Origin of the sequence: Ferrovibrio sp., from assembly GCF_965278975.1 — a bacterium.
Taxonomy (GTDB): Bacteria; Pseudomonadota; Alphaproteobacteria; order Ferrovibrionales; family Ferrovibrionaceae; genus Ferrovibrio.
Genome location: NZ_OZ257126.1, coordinates 2993331 through 3013134 on the forward strand (window position 1 = coordinate 2993331; position 19804 = coordinate 3013134).

Consider the following 19804-nt stretch of genomic DNA (forward strand, 5'->3'; position numbering starts at 1 on the left):
TGCTTCAGCCATCATTAGGCGTCGAGCACCTTGATCTTGCCCGAGAGCAGGTCCTTCTTGATCTCGTCCAGCTTGGCGATCATCGCTGGGGTGCCGCCGCCGCAGATCACGATGTCGGACGACTTCGGACCCATGGCGAGGCCGAAGGGCTTGAATTCCGGCTTCCAGGTGCCGGCCACGGCCTGCTCGATGGCGTATTCGACCTGATAGCCGACACCGGTGATCGAGTAGGCGATATAGAGCGGATCGGTGCCGCAACGATCTGTGTAGCTGCCGATGATCTTGGTGCCCTTCTCACGCGCCGCTTGTTCCATGCCGCGCAGGCCGAGATTGAGGATGTGGTAATGCACATCGGCACCCTGGGCGATGGCGGCCAGCGTGGCTTCCTTGGATTTCGCCACGTCGTCGAAATCGCCGGTGTAATTCTCGAAATACTTGATGCCGGGGTTGATGTATTTGGCACCGTTGCCGAATTCCTTGCCGGTGTTGACGATGGCTGGGATTTCCAGGCCGCCCACATAGGACACGGCACCGTTCTTCGACAGCATCGCGGCGGCGGCGCCGGCAACGAAGCCGATCTCGGCCTGGCGCACATCGTAGCCCGAAACATTCGCCGGCTTGTTCGGATCGGCATTGCCGCCGACGATGGCGAACTTCTTCTTGGCGAAGCGCGGCGCCACCTTGGTCACCGAAGCCTGGGTCTGGCCGCCGACACCGATGATCAGCTCGTTCTTGCCGGCCAGCGCGACCAGCACCTGCTCCATCTCGCCGAATTTCACATTCTCGATGAAGCTGATCTTCACCTTGTCGCCGAGCTTCTTCTCCACGGCTTTGAGGCCATCATAGCCCGATTCCATCCAGCCCTTGTCCGACTTGGAGCCGGGGATCAGCACGCCCACGGTGAGCGGGCCGGCGGCGCGGGCGGGCACAGCCCAGCTACCGATGAAGCTGACACCGGCAGCGGCAGCGCTGCCCATGAGAAAGCGGCGGCGGTCGATGCGAAGCGTGGGATCAACGTGAAACATGATATTCCCCTCAGGATGGCGACAGATCAGTCGACTGAGGAAGCTGCAATCGGCGTGCCAGCGGTGATTCATGTTGAATCAGGCAAGGCTTGATGGCTGATCGGGGAGACTCTGCTGATGCACTGCGCATAATTGCATGCAAAGCCTAAAAAACAGGCATCGTATGCATGCTCTCTCCCGCTAAGCCCGGCTTTGCCGCTGGCAGGTTATTTGCTTTGCCTGAATCAGTATTTCCGAGGGAGAGGGTCGATGAGCAAACCGAAGTCCGCCAAGACTGCCAAGCTGAAGCCGCTTTCGGCGCCTGGCGCCTATTACGCCTGGGGCGCCAGCGCCAGCCATATTGATATGGCGACGCCCGCCCCGGCGCCGCGGCCGGTGACGGTGAAGGCGGAGCCGCAGACCATCACCTTCGATGCGAAACGCACGGCGATGATCGTGATCGACATGCAGAACGATTTCTGTGCGCCGGGCGGCTGGGTGGATCATATCGGCGGTGACTACCGGCCGGACCGCGCCCCGATCAAGCCGTTGCAGAAGCTGCTGCCGGTGCTGCGCAAGGCCGGCATCCCGGTGATCTGGGTCAACTGGGGCAACCGGCCCGATCTCGCCAACATGCCGCCGAACCAGATCCACCTCTACAAGAATTCCGGCAGCGGCGTCGGCCTGGGCGATCCGCTGCCTGGCAGCGGCGCACGGGTGCTGGAAAAGGATAGCTGGGCGGCTGCCGTGGTCGATGAACTGGAGCAGATGCCCGAGGATATCAAGGTCGACAAATACCGCATCAGCGGCTTCTGGGACACACCGCTGGATTCCATCCTGCGCAATCTCGGCATCCGTACCGTGCTATTCTCCGGCGTCAACACCGATCAATGCGTGCTGCACAGCCTGACCGATGCCAACTTCCTCGGCTATGGCTGTGTGATGGTGGAAGATTGCTGCGCCACTTCCTCACCAGCCTTCTGCACCGAGGCGACGGTGTGGAACGTGAAGAAGTGCTTTGGCTTCGTCACCAAGTCGGCCCCCCTGATCAAGGCGCTGACATGAAGCTCTAGAGCGTCAGAGCTACCTCTATCGCCGTACCACCCGGGCTGCTGCGCAATTCCATGCGGGCGCCGATACGCTGCACGCGCTGGCGCATGTTGGCGAGGCCACGGCCCTGCGGTGCACTATCGGAAATGAAACCGCCGCCATCATCGGCAATATGCAGCCGCGCTTCCCCGGCCGAGACGCTCCAGGTCAGTTCCACCCGGCGGGCACCCGAATGTTTCAGCACATTGCTCACCGCTTCCTGCAGGATGCGCAGCAATTGCAGAGCCACGCCGGGCGGCAAAGTGACTTCGGTCATGTCGATCTGCCAGGATGAAGCAATGCCGGCGGTGGCAAGGCGCGGTTCCAGGCGGAAGCGCAGATTGGCCAGCGCATCGGCCATCGATTGCGGGCTGGCATCCAGTGAATCGATCACCAGGCGCAGATCATCGATGCAGCCGCGCAGCAAATCGGCGGCGGCGGCCTGATCCAGGCGGCCCTTTTCCAGCGCATGAAGCGTGGTGATGAGCTGAGAACCGACGCCGTCATGCATCTCGCGCATCAGCCGGTCGCGCTCCTCGGCCACTGCCGCGACGCGCTCAAGCTGCGCGATGCGCTCGTAATGCTGCTCGATTTCCTGGGTCTTTTCAGTAACGCGATCTTCCAGTTCGCGGTTGAGCCGTGCCGCCTCGTCGAAAGCCTGGAAATAGCGGCCACCGAGGGCTGTCACCATCGCCGCCAGCATCGCCGGCGGGCCATAGCCGAGCCAGGGCGTGGGATCGAAGCGCAGCCGGCCGGTCACTACCAGCCAGTCATGCAGGCCGGCAATGGCCATCACTACGATGCCGGCCAGGATCAGCCAATAGCTCCAGTGGCCTTCGCGCCTTGCCAGTATCGCCGCCGTGCTGGCGGCCCAGGCGGCGAAGATCACTGCCAGGCCATACCAGGCGGCCAGCAGGGGCTCCAGCACTTGATTGCCGAGCGGCGCCACCGCCAGCGGCAGCACGATGCAGAGTGCCAGTGCCAGCCTTTCGCGCCAGGGTGCGGCGCGATGGGCGAAGCGGTTCACCACGATGGCCAGCAGCGCGAAACCGAGTGAGAAGCTGGCGGCGAGGAACAGATCGCCGCCGCCGAGGCCGAGCAGGCGCTGCAACGGTGACAGCCAATCGGCATCGCCGGTGAAATACAGTGCCCGCACCCCCCATAGCAGCGCCAGGGCGCAGAACCATGGATAGATACGCTCGCGCGGCCGCCGCAGCCACAGCAAAGCCATGAACAAGGCCGCCACCAGGCCGGCCATGGTGAGGGCGCGCGGCAGTTCGATGCGCCAGAGGGCCTGGCTTTGCTGGCGTTGCAGCAACCATTGCTGCGGCCCCACTTCGATCACCGACAGGCCGCCATTGATATCTCGCTCCACGCGTAACTGGATTTCCAGACGGTTGCTGCCGGGCTGCAACAGGGCGGCAGGCAGTGGCACCAGATGCGGCGGGCTGGCACGCGCTGAAAGATGCACCGCATCGAAGCCGGTCTCGCGCGCCAGCTCCACGCCGTTGAGCCGCAAGGCGAAGGCCGAATTGGCAAAGGCGATATGGGCGGCCCAGGGTGAATCCGGCTGGTATACCACGTCGAAATCGGCGCGATACCAGCCGAAGCCGGCATCGTTCGGACGATGCAGCCGCCAGAAATCCGGCAGGCGGCGCTGCTCCCAGGGCTGTTCGGCGAGTGACAGCCGGTCCGGCCCGGAGCTTTTCACGAAAGCGGCGTGCGTGATGCGTACCACTTCAGGCGGATGCCGGTCGGTCCCGCGAAAGGCAAACAGCAGCAGGCCGATCCCGAGAAGCGCCACGATCATGCGTGGTATCAGCATGATCACCGGGTTCAAGGCAAATCACGCAGGAAGCGGCCGAGGGCTTCCCAATAGAGTGGCTCCGCGGAAACCGTATCGTGGTTGCTCTGCGGCACCAGCACCCAGTCGCGCGGCTGGCCGGCCCAGGCATCAAACAGGATGCGGGCGCGTTCGGCCGGGATAGTCTTGTCGTCGGCGGCAACGATGAACAGGCTGGGCGCACGGATATTGCCGGCCTGCGACTTGCTGTCCATCGGATGGCGCAGGATCAGCCGCACCGGCAACAGCGGCAGGCGCGACTGCACATAGTCGCGTACGCTGTCGAAAGGCGTTGCTAGCACGATGCCGTTAACCGGGCGCCGGGCGGCAAGATAGGTGGCGTAGTAGGAACCCAGGCTGGTGCCCATCACGGCAATGGCGCTTGGTGGCGCCAAACCATCCAGGGCGCTGCCCAGCCGATCATACCAGAGCAGGGCATCAGCCTGCATCTGCGCCTGGCCGGGCTGGCCGCCGCTGCGGCCATAGCCGCGATAATCGACCAGCAGCAGATCCCAGCCGGGATAGCCATCGCCATGGCCAAGCCGCCAATGCACATCCTCGGCATTGCCGCCGAAATACAGCAGCACCCGGCCCGAAGCGCTGCCCTGGTTTGCCGGGCGCCACCAGCCATGCAGCCTTGTCCCGTCCGGGGCATCGATCCAGACATGGCGGGCACCGGCCACCTGCTGCACGATTTCATCGGCGCGTTCGGCGGTCAGGCTGCGCGGAAAGAAGATGCGGTTTTCCTGCGTGGCCCAGAGATAAGCCAGGATGGCGCCGTAGCCGCCGGCCAGAAGTGCCAGCCAGATCAGCAATCCACGCCGCCAACGCGCCATGCCGATCCGCTCACGACGCAATCAGGCCGCGCTGGCGCGCGATATATACGGCATGCGGCCGCGAATGGGCATCCAGCTTGCGGTAGATGTTCTTCACATGGGTTTTTACCGTGTGCGGCGAGATGAACAATGTTTCCGCCACTTCGGCGAAACCGATGCCACGCGCCACCAGTTCCAGGATCGCCACTTCGCGGCGCGACAATGTTCCATCCTCTTGCGGTGTAGGCACGGGTGCTGCCGGCTGGTAACGCTTCAGCAGCAGGCGGGCCAGCGCCGGGCTGATCGGTGACTCGCCGGCCCGCAAGGCATGGATCGTGGCATTGAAATCACCGGGCAGAGAATCCTTCAGCAGATAGCCGGTGGCGCCGGCTTCCACGGCGCGCAGCAGGTTGTCCTCGCCGCCGAATACCGACACCACCATGATTTCGGTGGTGGGTGAAACCCGAAGGGCTGCCGCGATCACATCGAAGCCACTGCCGTCCGGCAAGCCGAGATCGACCAGCAGCACATCGGGACGCAGGGCGGGCAGGGCGGCGGTGGCTTCCGCGACGCTGCCATACTCGGCCACCAGATGCAGCGCCGGATCGGTGCAAAGATTGTCGCGGAAGCGTTCGCGGTGCAGTAGGTCATCTTCCACCACGGCCACGGTGATGCGGGCGTTCTCCATGCCGGAATCATAGCAAAGCAGGCGCCACAGGCATCAGGGAATCGACAGGTCAGCCGCAAAATACCCCGCGCGGGGGATTCTCGGGTGTCATGGCTGCTGCCTAGAGTGCGGCAAACGTGACAACAGGAGCCACGCCATGAAATTCCCGCTTCGCTATTGCATGATTCTGCTGCCACTGCTGCTGGCGGCGCCGGCGGCCAAGGCCGATGTCTTTGCCTATGGCGGGCAATGCCTGGCGAATAATGGCGGCAAGGCGGTGATGGCGCCCTGCAGCATGAGCCGGCACAACAACAATATCCGTTACATTCCCAACGAAAACGTGTTCTTCGGCCAGTTGCAGCAAGGCTCGCAATGCCTGGAGATGAACCGCAGCGGCCAGGTATTCTTCGCCACCTGCAACTTCTCCAAGTTCCAGGAATGGAAATTCACCGGCAGCGGTCAGTTCAACAATGCCGATCCGGGCCTTTGCGTGGTGCCTTCGGGCGGCGCGCTGGTTGGCCGGCCCTGCCCGACGGCGGGCTGGGTGAACCTGAGCTATACCGTGGTGAAGGTACCCAACATGAATGCGCCGCGCGGTACCGTGCTGGCTATTCGCGGCAATGACCTGATCAACAAGCAGAGCGGCGCGATTGTTTCCGGCGGTGCGGGCAACATCGTTTCCGGTGGCGCTGGCAATATCGTCTCTGGCGGTGCGGGCAACATCGTATCGGGCGGTGCGGGTAATGTGATCGCAGCGGCCGGCAAATATTCCATCGGTGCCATTGGTGCCATCGTGGCCGGCGGGGCAGGCAATTGATACGGATTGCTCTCACCGGCATTACCCTGCTGCTGGCAGCAGGTGCGGCCCAGCCGGCGGCGGCACAGGATCAGTGTCCGGCTGCCGGCCGACGCTTCATCAGCGATAACGTGATGCAGCGCTCCGAGGTGATTTCGCTCGGCGAACGCGATCCGCTGCTCGGCTGCAAATTCCAGCATACGGAAGACGGCAAGCTGATCCATTTCCGCTACATAGGCGGGCTCACGCCGATAGAGCAGGTCAAGCCGGTAGCCAAGCCCAATCTCACCTCGGCGCCGCCGGTGGGGGTCTATAGCTGTGATGCGCCGATCAATATCGGCGGCATGATCATGGGGTCGCCACAAAGCGGCCTGATGTTCGGCCTGTTCGATGCCCGCCGCTATCGCGATTTTGATGGCGGCACCGGCGCCTATCAATTCGATGCCGCCAGCACCGAATTGCGCATGACCAGCGGGCCGCTGAAAGGCCAGCGCTATCGCCGCACGGGTGACACCCTGTTCAAGCCGCTCAACGACAAGGGCGAGGAGGGCGGTATCCGCTGCGTGCATACGCCGGCTAAGTCGATGCAGGGCCGATGGTGAATGGTGAGGCACTCTGGCCTGAATTGAATAGTGAGCGGCCGAGCGTCAACCGGCTGACATTGCTGTTCTTCACCATGCTCGCAGGTTTCTGGGGCGGCCATAAATTCCTGCTCGGCGCGCGGCGTGAGGGTTGGCTCTATCTGCTGCTGGCCTGGACGGCCATTCCGCTGCTCGCCAGTCTGGTCGATCTGCTCGATCTGCTGCGCCAGCCGCCCCTGGGCCACGGCTTTCTGCGCCGCCGGCTGCCGAAACGTTATCCCTGGGAGGGAGCGGTGATCGAGCGCACGACTCTGCTGCGGCTTTGCGGCTCGGCCTTGTTCATGGTGCTGCTGGTGCTTGGCTTCAGTCTTGCCGAAAGCGTCTGATCCCGCGCCGGCGGAGTCGCTGCTGGGTCATGCCACCGGGCGTCCAACTTCACTGCATTTCAGAACCGTTTGCAGGCGTTCTACCTTGGGACGCACGATTGCACATTGCGTCAAGATTATGGGATAAAAAACCTAAAACCCTCCCTGGGCGTGTATCGGCTAATTTGCTACACGGCATTCAAACTTAACGGAATTATTCAGAAAAATGACGCAATAAGTCTAAAAATGACAGATGTTAGATGATTGTTGTATCGCATAGAAGTTGCTTAATAGTAGTTGCTGGTGGGCTTTTCGCCGGGTAATTTCATTGCCAAGAGCGATCCCGCGCATTTTGAGACAGCTGCCGCTTCGATACGGAACATGGTTTGTTCCAGTTTGTAGACGGCCTGTGGTTGTAGAGGCACTTGCCATGACGTTCCAGCCCAGCAACCCGCGGCTAGTCAAACCGTCAATGCAGAACGCAGACGCCGCGCGCGTACCGATGACGCTGCGTGCGCTTGAGCCTCGCATACTCTTCGATGCAGCAGCACCGGCTGCTGCCGTTGCTGCGGATAATAATACCGCATCCACGGATCATGATACTGCACAGCAGGATCACCAGCAGCAGGAAGTGGCAGCCCTGATCGCCACGCTGACGCAGCCGTCTGCCGACAATATGGCGGCACAAACGGAACAGAATGGCAGTAGCGCCGAGCTGGTGGCCCCGCCGCCCCAGACCACGCAGGAAATTCTGGATACCGCGCCTAAGACCGTGGTGTTCATCGACTCCAAGGTGGAAGGCGCGGCGGCCCTGATCGCCGATCTACCGCCATCGGTGGAAGTGCGCCTGATTGGCGCCGATGAGAATGGCGTGCAGGTGATCGGCGATACCCTGGCGCAACTTGGTGGCAATGTCGGTGCAGTGCATATCCTGGCGCATGGTGATGAAGGCCGCATCGCGCTGGGTAACAGCATCTTGGACAGCAACACGCTGCAAGGCGATCTGGCCCAGGCGGTGGCGCAATGGAGCCAGTCGCTCAATGCCGGCGCCGACCTGCTGCTCTATGGCTGCTCGGTGGCGGCCAGCCCCGATGGCACCGCCTTCGTGCAGCAACTGGCGCAGCTTACCCATGCCGATGTGGCGGCCTCCACCAACTTGACCGGTGATATGTCGCGCGGCGGCGACTGGGTGCTGGAATACAGCACCGGCACCATCGAGGCGGCTTTGCCGTTTTCTGCCGAGGCACTGGCGAATTTCACTGACCTGCTGGACGACCCGGTGCCGAGCGTCAGTTCATCGGCGGCCAGCGACAAGATCTACAAGATCGCTGAAGCCGCGGAACTCACCATCACCGATTTCACCGTCAGCGATGGCGACGACAACGCCAATACCATCGAAATGACGGTCACTGTCTCTGCTGCCAATGGTACGGTGACGCTGAAGCAGACCACCGGCCTTACCTTTACCGCCGGCGATGGCACCGCCGATGCCACCATGACCTTCAAGGGTACTCAGGACGCGATTAATGCCGCCCTGAACCAGATGAAGTACAAGGGCACGGAAGGCTCCGGCGCTACGGACGACTATACCGGCAACGACACCATTACCGTGGCGGCTACCGGCGGCAACAGCAAGACGATCAACGTCAACATCACGCCAGTGAACGACGCGCCGGTGGTCTCCACACCAGGTGTTACGGTCGCTGAAGGCGGCACGGTGGCGTTCAGTAACGGCACGGATTTCTGGGCCTTCTCCGCCGTCGATCCTGATAACCAAACAGTGCAGTTGATCTACAAGGTGGTGACACTGCCGGCCGATGGCGTTTTGACCTTCAATGGCAGCCCGGTGGTGGTTGGCACGGTATTTGATCAGACCCAGATTCAGCATCTGCAATACAAGCATGATGGCAGCCAGGTGCCGAGCAACACCTCGGATGATTTCGAGCTGCAGCTGGAAGACGGTGCCGGTGGCATCGTCACCAACATCATCGTGCCGGTGACTATCACCCCGGTGAACCAAGCGCCGGAAGTGGCCGGCACCACCGATGTCTATGAAGGCCAGACTGGCAAGCAGGTGGTGTTCACCATCACTGATCCGGATATCAGCGATGGTCCGCATAGTATCGAGATCATGTCGCTGCCCACCGCCGGCGTGCTGAAGCTGAACGGCACAGCCCTTACTGTCGGTTCCACTTTTACCAGCAACGACCTTGCCAACCTGACCTATGATGCCAGCGCCGATGAGCCGAGCGGCACGCCGCTGACCTTCCAGGTCAAGGTCACCGACAATGGTGGCGGCGAGGGCGTCAACAAGTCCACGCTCGGCGATATCAAGCTGAACGTACTCTACAACAATGATGACCCCGTGGTGGCAGTGAATACCGGTGCGATCATGGCCCCGGGCCAGGGCAGCATCGTGATCACCAACAGCATGCTGCAGGTGACCGATCCTGATTCGGGCACGGACAATCTCACCTACACGGTCGTCTCCGTACCGCCGGAAGGGCAGTTGCAGTTCCTTGATGGCAGTACCTGGAAATACCTGACGATTGGTTCCACCTTCACGCAGCAGGATATTGACGACGGCAAGCTGCGCTATTCCGACCTTTCGGTCGCCACCTATGTCACCCAGGCCGTGTTCACGGTGAAGGATGGCGGCCTGCGCAGCTATCCGGATCGCCGCGAGGGCGGCATTTATGACGATCCCAGCGCCGGCGCCAGCCTGACCCAGATTGTGTTCCAGATCGAGGCCAACCTGATTGCCGGCGATGGCGCCGGCCCGGAAGCCCTGGATGATGTGCCGGCCAATACCATCGCCCCGGTGATCGTCGCCAATACCGTGACTTTGAATGAGGACAGCAGCGGCACCATCGCCACCGCCAATCTCAGCACCACGGATGGCGACACGCCGGTGGAACTGCTGATCTACCGCATCGAGACGGTATCCGATAACGGCACCATCTATCGCGGTGCCACGGCGCTGGGCCTGCATGCCACATTCAGCCAGAAGGATGTGGATGATGGCCTGATCACCTACAAGCATAACGGCAGTGAAAACTTCCTCACCACCAACAACCGCATCCAGTTGACGGTCAGCGACGGCACCAATATCAGCTCCCTGGTCGATCTGGATTTCGACATCACGCCGGTAAATGACCAGCCGACCGCCGAAGTGCTGATGGTGCCGGTGGTGAATGAGGGCGGCAGCTACATCATCGACGAAGAAGTCATTACGCTGGCGGATGTGGATGGTTCCGGCGACAAGAGCGGCACTGGCTATGCCGATCCCAACGACCTGACTTTCAAGATCACCAATCTGCCGGTCCATGGCGTGCTGGAACTCGACGCCGACAATAATGGCAGCTTCGAGACCACAGTTGATGTCAATACTGTGATCACCAAGGCACAGCTCTATGGCGGCAAGCTGCGCTATACCCATGGCGGCGAGGAGCAGTTCGCCGACAGCTTCAAATTCCAGGTCAATGACAATATGGGCGTGAATGACGGGGGCGGGAAGGCAGACAGCCTTTCCACCGTCTACACGGTCAATATCGAGGCCGCACCGCTGAACGATCCGCCGGTCTGGTCCAGCCAGAAGGATATGACCCTCAGCGAGGGTGAAACCAAGACCATCAAGGGTGAAAACGGTTTTGGCACGGATAATACCGCCGGCACCGGGGACGATGAATTCCACCTGCATTACACCGATCCTGACAATACCACGATCCAGCGCCAGTACCTGATTACCGACAACGTGGATTACGGCACACTGAAGCTGAATGGTGCCGTGCTTGGCATCGGCTCGGTGTTTACCCAGGACGACCTGAACAACAACCGCGTCACTTATACCCACGACGGCAGCGAGAACCACGCCGACACCTTCAATTTCACGGTGCGCGATGGCGCCGGCGGCTCGGTGAATGGCAGCTACAATATCACCATCACGCCGGTGAATGATGCGCCGACCCTGACCGTGCCGGGTACGCAGACTTTCTCCACCACCACGCCGCTGACTTTCTCTTCCGGCAACAGCAATCGCATTGTCGTCGGCGATCCCGACTACGAAAGCGTGTCGGCGATGACGGAAGACAAGCTGACGGTGACGCTGGATATCCAGAAGGCCGGCTCCACCTATGGTGCGGCAGAACTGACCCTGAGCGGCACCACGGGTCTGACTTTCACCACTGGCGATGGCAGCGCCGATTCCATCATGACCTTCTACGGCACCAAGGCGGATGTGCAGGCGGCACTGGATGGCCTGCAATTGCAGGTGCCGGGTGACGAGAATGCGACGCTGCGCCTGGTGGTAACGGTGAACGACATCACCACGACCAATAACGGCAATGGTGGTCCGGATCCGAGTGGTGCTGCCGTCGGCTATAACATCGTCACTAAAAATATCGATATCAACACCTCGAATGCGAATGATCCGCCGGTGATTACCGCGCCCGCCGCGGTGACGGCAACGGAAGACACCACGCTCAATTTCTCTGGTGGCGACCTGATCTCGGTGGCCGACCCGGATTCGTTTGGCAGCGACATCAAGGTTACCCTGACGGTTCTGAACGGTAAATTGACGCTCGGCACCACTACCGACATCAGCTTCCTGAACAGCACCAGCAATGATGCCGACACGTTCACCATTTCCGGCTCGCGCACCGCGATCAACACCGCTCTGGCCAGCCTGAGCTACAAGGCCAATGAAGACTTCAACGGCACCAACGCCGGCGCCTTCAACAGCCAGGCCAAGGATACACTCACCGTCACGGTGGATGATAACGGCAATACCGGCACGGGCGCGGGCACCGATACCAAGACCGTCGATATCACCGTCAATCCCGTGAACGATGCGCCGACACTCACCGCGCCTACTGCCGTGCAGTATCTTACCACCGGCGGCTCGCTCACCTTCAGCACCGGTAACAGCAACGCCATCAGCTTTGACGATGCCAAGGATACGCCCTACGAGCTTTCGACCCTGACCTACCGGTTGACCCTGGCCTCGACCTATAATTCCTCGGGCTATGGCAGCCTGACGCTCAGCAGCACCAGCGGCATCAGCTTCATCACTGGCACCAATGGTGCCAGCAACATGGTGATCGAAGGCACCATGGCGAATCTTAATGCAGCCTTGCAGGGTCTGCAATTCACGCCTGCCGGCGGCAATCCGGATATTGCAGTCGATATTGCCGTTACCATTGATGACAAAGCCAATGGCGGCACTGGTGCGCTCACCGAAACCAAGCATATCACTGTGGCAGTTTCCGGCTCCAACGATGCGCCGGGTATCACGCTGGCGAACAATAATGTTTCGGTGAACGAAGATACCGATCTGGTCTTTAATTCCGGCAATGGCAACCTGATCAGTGTTGATGATCCGGATGATTTCGGCCAGGCGCTGAAGGTGACGCTGACAGTGAGCCATGGTGTGCTGACACTCAGCACCACCACGGGCCTGACCTTCACCACGGGCGATGGTACATCGGATGCGACGATGACCTTCACCGGCACGGAGGACAAGATCAACGCCGCGCTGGCTGGCCTGAAATACAAGGGCGATCTGAACTACAATTCCAATATCGTTGCCACTGATTCGCTGGTGATCAAGGTCAACGACCAGGGCAATACCGGCGCTGGTGGTGCGCAGGAAAGCACCTCCACGGTCACCATCACGGTGAATCCGGTGGATGACGCGCCAGCCATCACCCGCCCGGCCACCACCCAGACGGTGAATGAAGATACCGACCTGATCTTCAATTCCACCAACAGCAATCTGATCAGCATCGCGGATGTGGATTCTGACGAGGGCTCGGGCGACCACAAGCTGACCATGACCTTGACGGTGAGCCATGGTGTGCTGACGCTCAGCACCCTCACGGGCCTGACTTTCACTACGGGTGACGGCACGTCGGATGCGACGATGACCTTCTCCGGCACCAAGGTGGATATCAATGCCGCGTTGGCTGGCCTGAAATACCGGGGCGATCAGCATTACAATGGCAGTGACACGCTGCAGATCGGCGTCAACGATAACAGCCAGACCGGCTCCGGTGGCCCGCTGACCGACAGCAAGACCGTGGCGATCACCGTAAGCGCGGTGGACGATGCGCCGGTGATCACTGCGCCGACGACCCAGTCGGTGAATGAAGACACAGACCTGATCTTCAATTCCACCAACAGCAACCTGATCAGCATCGAGGATGTCGATTCCGATGAGGGTGCCGGCGATCACAAGCTGACCATGTCTCTGACGGTCACCCATGGCGTGCTGACGCTCTCTGGCACCACGGGTCTGACCTTTACCACGGGCGATGGCACGTCGGATGCGACGATGACCTTCTCCGGCACCAAGGCCAACATCAATGCCGCCCTAGCCGGCCTGAAATACAAGGGTAACCTCAACTACAATGGCAGCGACACGCTGCAGATCAACGTCAACGACAACAGCCAGTATGGCTCTGGCGGTCCGCTCACCGATTCCGAAAGCATCGCCATTACCGTCAACCCGGTTGACGATGCGCCGGTGATCACCCGGCCGGCCACCACTCAGACGGTAAATGAAGACACCGATCTCACCTTCTCGACCGGCAACAGTAACCTGATCAGCATCGAGGACGTGGATTCCGACGAGGGCTCGGGCGATCACAAGCTGACCATGACCCTGGCGGTCACCCATGGCGTGATCACGCTTTCCGGCACCACGGGCCTGACCTTCACCACGGGCGACGGCACGTCGGATGCGACGATGACTTTCTCCGGCACCAAGGCCAACATCAATGCTGCCCTGGCCGGCCTGAAATACAAGGGCGATCTGAACTATAACGGCAGCGATACGCTGAGCATCGATGTCAACGACAACAGCCAGACCGGCTCGGGCGGCCCACTCACCGATGCCAAGACCGTGGCGATCACCGTCAGCCCGATTGATGATGCCCCAGTAATCACTCGGCCGGTCACCACCCAGACGGTGAATGAAGATACCGACCTCACATTCTCTTCAGCCAACAGCAACCTGATCAGTATCGATGATGTCGATTCCGACGAGGGCGCCGGCGACCACAAGCTGACCATGACCCTGACGGTCAGCCATGGCGTGCTCACGCTCTCCGGCATCACGGGCCTGACCTTCACGACGGGCGATGGCACGTCGGACGCGACGATGACTTTTTCCGGCACCAAGGCGGATATCAATGCCGCACTCGCCGGCCTGAAGTACAAGGGCGATCTGAACTACAATGGCAGCGACACGCTGCAGATTGGCGTCAACGATAACAGCCAGTATGGCTCCGGCGGTCCGCTGACCGACAGCAAGACCGTGGCGATCACGGTCGATCCGGTGGATGACGCGCCGGTGATCACCCGGCCGGCCACCACGCAGACGGTGAATGAAGACACCGATCTCACCTTCTCGACCGGCAACAGCAACCTGATCAGCATCGAGGACGTGGATTCCGACGAGGGTTCGGGCGACCACAAGCTGACCATGACCCTGGCGGTCAGCCATGGCGTGCTGACTCTTTCCGGCACCACGGGTCTGACCTTCACCACGGGTGATGGCACGTCTGACGCCACCATGACCTTCTCTGGCACCAAGGCGAATATCAATGCGGCCCTGGCAGGGCTGAAGTACAAGGGCGATCTGAACTACAACGGCAGCGATACGCTGAGCATCGATGTCAACGACAACAGCCAGACTGGTTCCGGTGGCCCGCTGACCGATGCCAAGACGGTAGCGATCACCGTTAGTCCGGTGGATGATGCGCCGGTGATCACCGTGCCGACCGGGCAGACGGTGAATGAAGATACCGATCTCACATTCTCTTCAGCCAACAGCAACCTGATCAGCCTGGATGACGTCGATTCCGATGAGGGTTCGGGCGACCACAAGCTGACCATGACGCTGACCGTCAGCCATGGCGTGATCACCCTCAGCGGCACCACAGGCTTGACCTTCACCACGGGCGATGGCACGTCTGACGCGACGATGACTTTCTCCGGTACCAAGGCGGATATCAATGCCGCGCTCGCCGGCCTGAAATACAAGGGCAACCTCAACTACAATGGCAGCGATACGCTGCAGATTGGCGTCAACGACAACAGCCAGACTGGCTCCGGTGGTCCGTTGACCGATAGCAAGACCATCGCCATCACGGTTGATCCGATCGACGACGCGCCGGTGATCACGGTGCCGGCAGGGCAGAGCGTTGCCGAGGATACCGATCTGGTCTTCTCATCCGGCAACAGCAACCTGATCAGCCTGGAAGACGTCGATTCCGACGAGGGCAGCGGCGATCACAAGTTGACCATGACGCTCACCGTGGGCAAGGGCACACTGACCCTGGCAAGCCTCACGGGTCTTACCTTCACGTCTGGTGACGGCACGTCGGATGCGACCATGACTTTCTCCGGCACCAAGGCGAATATCAATGCCGCGCTTGCCGGCCTGGTCTATCGCGGCGACCCGGACGATAATGCCGGCATCTCCTCGGATACGCTGCAGATCAGCGTCAACGACAACAGTCAGACTGGCTCCGGCGGTCCGCTCACCGATACCAAATCGGTCACCATCGAAGTCGGTCCGGTTAACGATCCGCCGGTAATCACGCGCCCGGCCACGGCCCAGCATGTGAATGAAGATACCGATCTGGTCTTTAATACCGCGAACAGCAACCTGATCAGCATCGCCGATATCGATGCCGACGAGGGAACTGGTTCGCATGCCCTGACCGTGACGCTGACCGTCTCTCAGGGTGTGTTGACGCTTTCCGGCATCACGGGCCTTACCTTCACCATGGGTGACGGTACGTCCGACACCACGATGACCTTCTCGGGCACGCAGGCTGATATCCGGGCGGCGCTGGATGGATTGAAATACCGCGGCAACCTGAATTTCAATTCGCATCATGCCGCGACTGACACGTTGCAGATCCAGGTAACCGATAACGGCAATACCGGTTCCGGCGGTCCGCTTACCGATACCAAGTCAGTCTCCATCGTGGTTGATCCGGTGGATGATGCACCGGTACTTACCGTGCCGACGGCGCAGACGGTGCGGGAAGATACCGATCTGGTCTTCTCGACCGGCAACAGCAACCTGATCAGCCTGGATGACATCGATTCCGATGAAGGCACCGGCGATCATAAGCTGACGGTGACCCTCACGGTCAGCCATGGCGTATTGACGCTGTCCGGCATCACCGGCCTGACCTTTACGGCGGGTGACGGTACGTCGGATGCGACGATGACCTTCTCCGGCACCAAGGCGGATATCAATACTGCCCTGGCCGGTCTGACCTACAAGGGCGACCTCAATTACAATGGCAGCGACACGCTGCAGATCGGCGTCAACGACAACAGCCAGACCGGCTCCGGTGGGCCGCTGACCGACGCCAAGACCGTGGCGATCACGGTGCAGGAGGTCAACGATACCCCGACCATCGCCGTGCCGGGTGTGCAGGCCGTGGATGAAGATGTCGATCTGGCAGTCGGCGGCATCAGCTTCGCCGATGTCGATGACCTCGGCGGCAATATGACCGTCACGCTGTCGGTCAGTCATGGCACACTCACGCTTGCCGATACTACGGGCCTCACCATCGACAGCGGCGCCAATGGCAGCGCCACGATGACCCTGACCGGCACCAAGGCCGCCCTCAACACCGCCATCGCCAACCTTACTTATCGCGGCAATCTGCATTTCAATGGCGTCGATACCCTGTCTCTTACCCTGAACGATCAGGGCAATACAGGCATTGATCCGCTGCTCACGGGTGGGCCGGCGGATGAGCAGGCCACGGCCTCGGTCACCATCAATGTCAATCCGGTGGACGATGCCCCGACCATCACGGCGCCTGACAAGATCAGTGCAATCGCCACCATTGTGCAGACGATCAATGGCGACAAGCTGATCTCGCTGGCCGATGTCGATGTTGGCGGCGGCAATATGACCGTCACGCTGACCGTGAACGAGGGCATGCTGTCTCTGGCCGATCGCACATTGATCACGGGCGGTGCCATCAATACCGAAACGATCACGCTGACCGGCACACTCGCGCAGCTCAACGCTGCGCTCGTGGGCCTGACTTATCTCAGCGGCAAAGCTGCCGGTGGCCTGAACGAACTCACCGTTGTGGTCAACGATCTTGGCAATACCGGGTCGGGTGGTCCGCTCAGCGCCACCAGCATTGTGCCGATTACCGTCGATCCGGCGCCGTTGCCGCCACCGACAACGACGACGACGACCCCGCCGCCAACAGTGGTGATAACACAGCCGCCGCCGCAGCAGCCGGTCGACCTTACCAATGCTGCACTTAATCTGCCGACCAGCGGCAGCGGCAATAACAGTTCATCCTCCAGCTCCACCTCCACTACAATCGGCGCCGGTGAGGGGCAGCTTGGCGGCGCGCCGCTCACGGTTGCTGGCTTTGTGCAAAGCTTCTTCTCGCTGCCGATCAATCCAGTGCAACTCGCGGCCTCGATGCAGGATCGAGTGCTCGGCGAGCAGACCAGCGAGACTTTCTCGATCCCGGCCTCGGCTTTCCGCCACTCCGATCCGTCGGAGCAGATTTCCAAGGAAGCCAAGCAGCCTGATGGGAGCGCATTGCCATCCTTCGTGCAATTCAACCCGCAGACTGGCGAGTTCAGCGTCAATGCCCAGGAGGCGCGCAACCAGGGCGTCGAGGCGGTGGATGTGAAGGTGGTTGGCCGAGACAAGCAAGGTAACGAGGCTTCCGCGGATTTCCGCATCATCCTTACCAATCCGGATGGTTCGCAGGCACCGCAGCCAGGCGGGCAACAGCCAGGCGGGCAGCAGCCGGCAAACCAGGGTGGCCAGCAGCAGGCACCCGGGCAGCAGGGAGCACAGCAAGCCCCGCAGCAGGGGGCCGAGGCGCCGGCAGCCGATGGTGTGCCTGGTTCGGATCAGGCGGATGCATCAGTGCCTGTTGACCGCGAAGCGAATGCAGCGGCAGCAGGCAAGCCTGGGCTGGCCGAGCAACTGCGCCAGACCGGACCATCGTTATTCCAGGCGCAGCGTGATGCCTTGCTGGCTATCCTGCAGGATCAGGCGGCCTGAGTATGGAGTTGAGGGGGAAGATGTCGTTGAAATCGCAAAATTATGCCCGGCGCATGCTGCCGGCGATGGCGATGCTGGCCTTGCTTGCCGGCTGTTCGGTCGAGCCGGTGCCGGTGACCAAGCAGGATCTGGTGGCGATGGTCAATCTCGACCGTCAGGTAATCGATGCCAACCAGGAGCCACTTGATGGCCCGGTAACGTTGGACGAGGCCATGGCCCGTGCCGTGGCCTATAATCTCGATCATCGTACCCGTATGATGGAAGAGGCGCTGGCGCTCGGCCAGGCCAATCTGGCACGCTACGATATGCTGCCGGTGCTGGCGGCCACGGCAGGCTATGTCAACCGCGACAGCATGAATGCCTCCTCCAGCCGTTCGCTGGAAACCCAGCGGCAGTCGCTGGAGCCGTCCTACTCCACTGACCGCGACCGTTTCACCAGCGATATCAAGCTGTCGTGGAACATCCTCGATTTTGGTGTCAGCTATTTCCAGTCGATCCAGACGACGAATAACTACCTGATCGCCAAGATGCGGCAGAAGAAGGCGATGCTGCGCCTGATGCAGCAGACCCGCACTGCCTTCTGGCGCGCCGGTGCGGCGCAGGAACTGCGTGGTGATATCAACCGCATTTCGCTTGAGGTACGCGAGACCCTGCGCGATCTCGACAAGGCTCAGACCGAGCGGGTGCAGAACCCGGCCTCGGTGCTGCAATTCAAGCGCACGCTGCTCGATCTGCTTGGCCAGCTCGAATCGCTGGATCAGGCGCTCGGCCAGTCGGAAATCGAGTTGAAGAACCTGCTCAATATCGATCCGACAACGGAATTGCGGCTGCAACTCCCCGCCACCCTGGTGCCACTGGCGCCACTGGGTGTTGCCATTGAGCAACTGGAACAGGTGGCGTTGCAGAATTCCGCCGATGTCGAAGAGCTGGTCTACACCCGCCGCGTGGAGATAGCTGAGGTGCGCAAGGCGCTGCTGCGCCTGCTGCCTGGCCTTGAATTCTCTGCCGCCCGGAATTCGGATACCAACTCCTTCCTCACCAATCAGACCTGGACTGAACTCAGCTCGCGGGTGACCTGGAATGTCTTCCGGGTTTTCACCATACAGAGCCAGCTCGATATCGCTGATGCACGCGAGGAACTGGCGACGGCGCGCCGCCTGGCGATGAACATGGCGGTGGTCAGCCGCCTGCATCTCTCCTGGCGCCGTTATGTCGATATGGTGTCGCAGTTGCGCCGCAGCGAGGAAATCGAGAAGCTGGAACTTGAGATTGCCGCGTTGAGCAAAGGCAGTGTTGCTGCCGATGCCGGCGCCCGCATCGAGCGTATCCGCAATGAAGTCTCGGCCCTGCGGGCCCAGCTCCGGCGTTTCGAGACTTACGCCAACGCCCAGGATGCGTTAGGGCAGATTTTCCTCGCTCTTGGCCTCAATCCGGTGCCGGCGGATTTTCGCGCCATGCCGATCAAGAAATTGGCTGAGAATATCGGCGGCACCATGCGGCCCTGGGAGCGCGGCATGTTTCCCGATCCGATTACGCTTGACCTGCCGATCGAACGCCAGGGGGCGAAGTGATC

Annotated in this window: 10 protein-coding genes; 6 read left to right on the forward strand and 4 right to left on the reverse strand. The window is 61.0% G+C overall.

Going from position 1 to position 19804, the window contains the following annotated elements; genetic code table 11:
• Positions 1–14: 14 nt before the first annotated feature.
• Positions 15–1025, reverse strand: a complete 1011-nt coding sequence (locus ACQY7X_RS14385; RefSeq protein WP_428246105.1) for a BMP family protein — start codon at positions 1023–1025, stop codon at positions 15–17.
• A 249-nt stretch (positions 1026–1274) separates the two neighbouring features.
• Here ACQY7X_RS14385 and ACQY7X_RS14390 point away from each other — a divergent pair, with 249 nt between their 5' ends.
• Positions 1275–2069, forward strand: coding sequence for a cysteine hydrolase family protein (locus ACQY7X_RS14390; RefSeq protein WP_428246106.1), 795 nt, complete (start codon positions 1275–1277; stop codon positions 2067–2069).
• Between the two features lie 4 nt (positions 2070–2073).
• On the opposite strand, the gene ACQY7X_RS14395 is transcribed toward ACQY7X_RS14390, so the two are convergent.
• The 3 genes from ACQY7X_RS14395 to ACQY7X_RS14405 are packed head-to-tail and all read right to left on the reverse strand — an operon-like array spanning position 2074 to position 5439.
• The gene (locus ACQY7X_RS14395; RefSeq protein ID WP_428246107.1) at positions 2074–3918 is read right to left on the reverse strand and encodes an ATP-binding protein; all 1845 of its coding nucleotides are present in this window, start codon (positions 3916–3918) and stop codon (positions 2074–2076) included.
• Positions 3919–3929: 11 nt separating this feature from the next.
• The gene (locus ACQY7X_RS14400; protein ID WP_428246108.1) at positions 3930–4772 is read right to left on the reverse strand and encodes an alpha/beta hydrolase; all 843 of its coding nucleotides are present in this window, start codon (positions 4770–4772) and stop codon (positions 3930–3932) included.
• Positions 4773–4782: 10 nt separating this feature from the next.
• Entirely contained in the window at positions 4783–5439 is a 657-nt protein-coding gene (locus tag ACQY7X_RS14405) for a LuxR C-terminal-related transcriptional regulator (RefSeq protein WP_428246109.1), read from the reverse strand.
• 136 nt (positions 5440–5575) lie between these two features.
• Between ACQY7X_RS14405 and ACQY7X_RS14410 the strand changes: the two genes are divergently transcribed.
• From ACQY7X_RS14410 to ACQY7X_RS14430, 5 genes are all read left to right on the forward strand, one after another.
• Positions 5576–6235 (forward strand): hypothetical protein, encoded by a 660-nt coding sequence (locus tag ACQY7X_RS14410; RefSeq protein ID WP_428246110.1) that lies wholly within the window; start codon positions 5576–5578, stop codon positions 6233–6235.
• Entirely contained in the window at positions 6232–6816 is a 585-nt protein-coding gene (locus tag ACQY7X_RS14415; protein ID WP_428246111.1) for a hypothetical protein, read from the forward strand. Before ACQY7X_RS14410 ends, ACQY7X_RS14415 begins: the two co-directional genes overlap by 4 nt.
• On the forward strand, positions 6810–7181 hold the full coding sequence (locus ACQY7X_RS14420; protein WP_428246112.1) for an NINE protein: 372 nt from the start codon (positions 6810–6812) through the stop codon (positions 7179–7181). Before ACQY7X_RS14415 ends, ACQY7X_RS14420 begins: the two co-directional genes overlap by 7 nt.
• Positions 7182–7632: 451 nt before the next feature.
• Positions 7633–18231: a cadherin-like domain-containing protein gene (locus tag ACQY7X_RS14425; protein WP_428246113.1), complete on the forward strand. Its 10599-nt coding sequence runs from the start codon at positions 7633–7635 to the stop codon at positions 18229–18231.
• A gap of 26 nt (positions 18232–18257) precedes the next feature.
• Positions 18258–19802, forward strand: a complete 1545-nt coding sequence (locus tag ACQY7X_RS14430; RefSeq protein ID WP_428246114.1) for a TolC family protein — start codon at positions 18258–18260, stop codon at positions 19800–19802.
• Positions 19803–19804: the final 2 nt, after the last annotated feature.

Bases quoted from the DNA above. Each gene is read 5' to 3' on its own strand.
- ACQY7X_RS14395 (WP_428246107.1), bottom strand. From the start codon at position 3,918: ATGCTGATACCACGCATGATCGTGGCGCTTCTCGGGATCGGCCTGCTG.
- ACQY7X_RS14405 (WP_428246109.1), bottom strand. From the start codon at position 5,439: ATGGAGAACGCCCGCATCACCGTGGCCGTGGTGGAAGATGACCTACTG.
- ACQY7X_RS14420 (WP_428246112.1), top strand. From the start codon at position 6,810: ATGGTGAATGGTGAGGCACTCTGGCCTGAATTGAATAGTGAGCGGCCG.
- ACQY7X_RS14410 (WP_428246110.1), top strand. From the start codon at position 5,576: ATGAAATTCCCGCTTCGCTATTGCATGATTCTGCTGCCACTGCTGCTG.
- ACQY7X_RS14425 (WP_428246113.1), top strand. From the start codon at position 7,633: ATGCAGAACGCAGACGCCGCGCGCGTACCGATGACGCTGCGTGCGCTT.
- ACQY7X_RS14400 (WP_428246108.1), bottom strand. From the start codon at position 4,772: ATGGCGCGTTGGCGGCGTGGATTGCTGATCTGGCTGGCACTTCTGGCC.
- ACQY7X_RS14385 (WP_428246105.1), bottom strand. From the start codon at position 1,025: ATGTTTCACGTTGATCCCACGCTTCGCATCGACCGCCGCCGCTTTCTC.
- ACQY7X_RS14390 (WP_428246106.1), top strand. From the start codon at position 1,275: ATGAGCAAACCGAAGTCCGCCAAGACTGCCAAGCTGAAGCCGCTTTCG.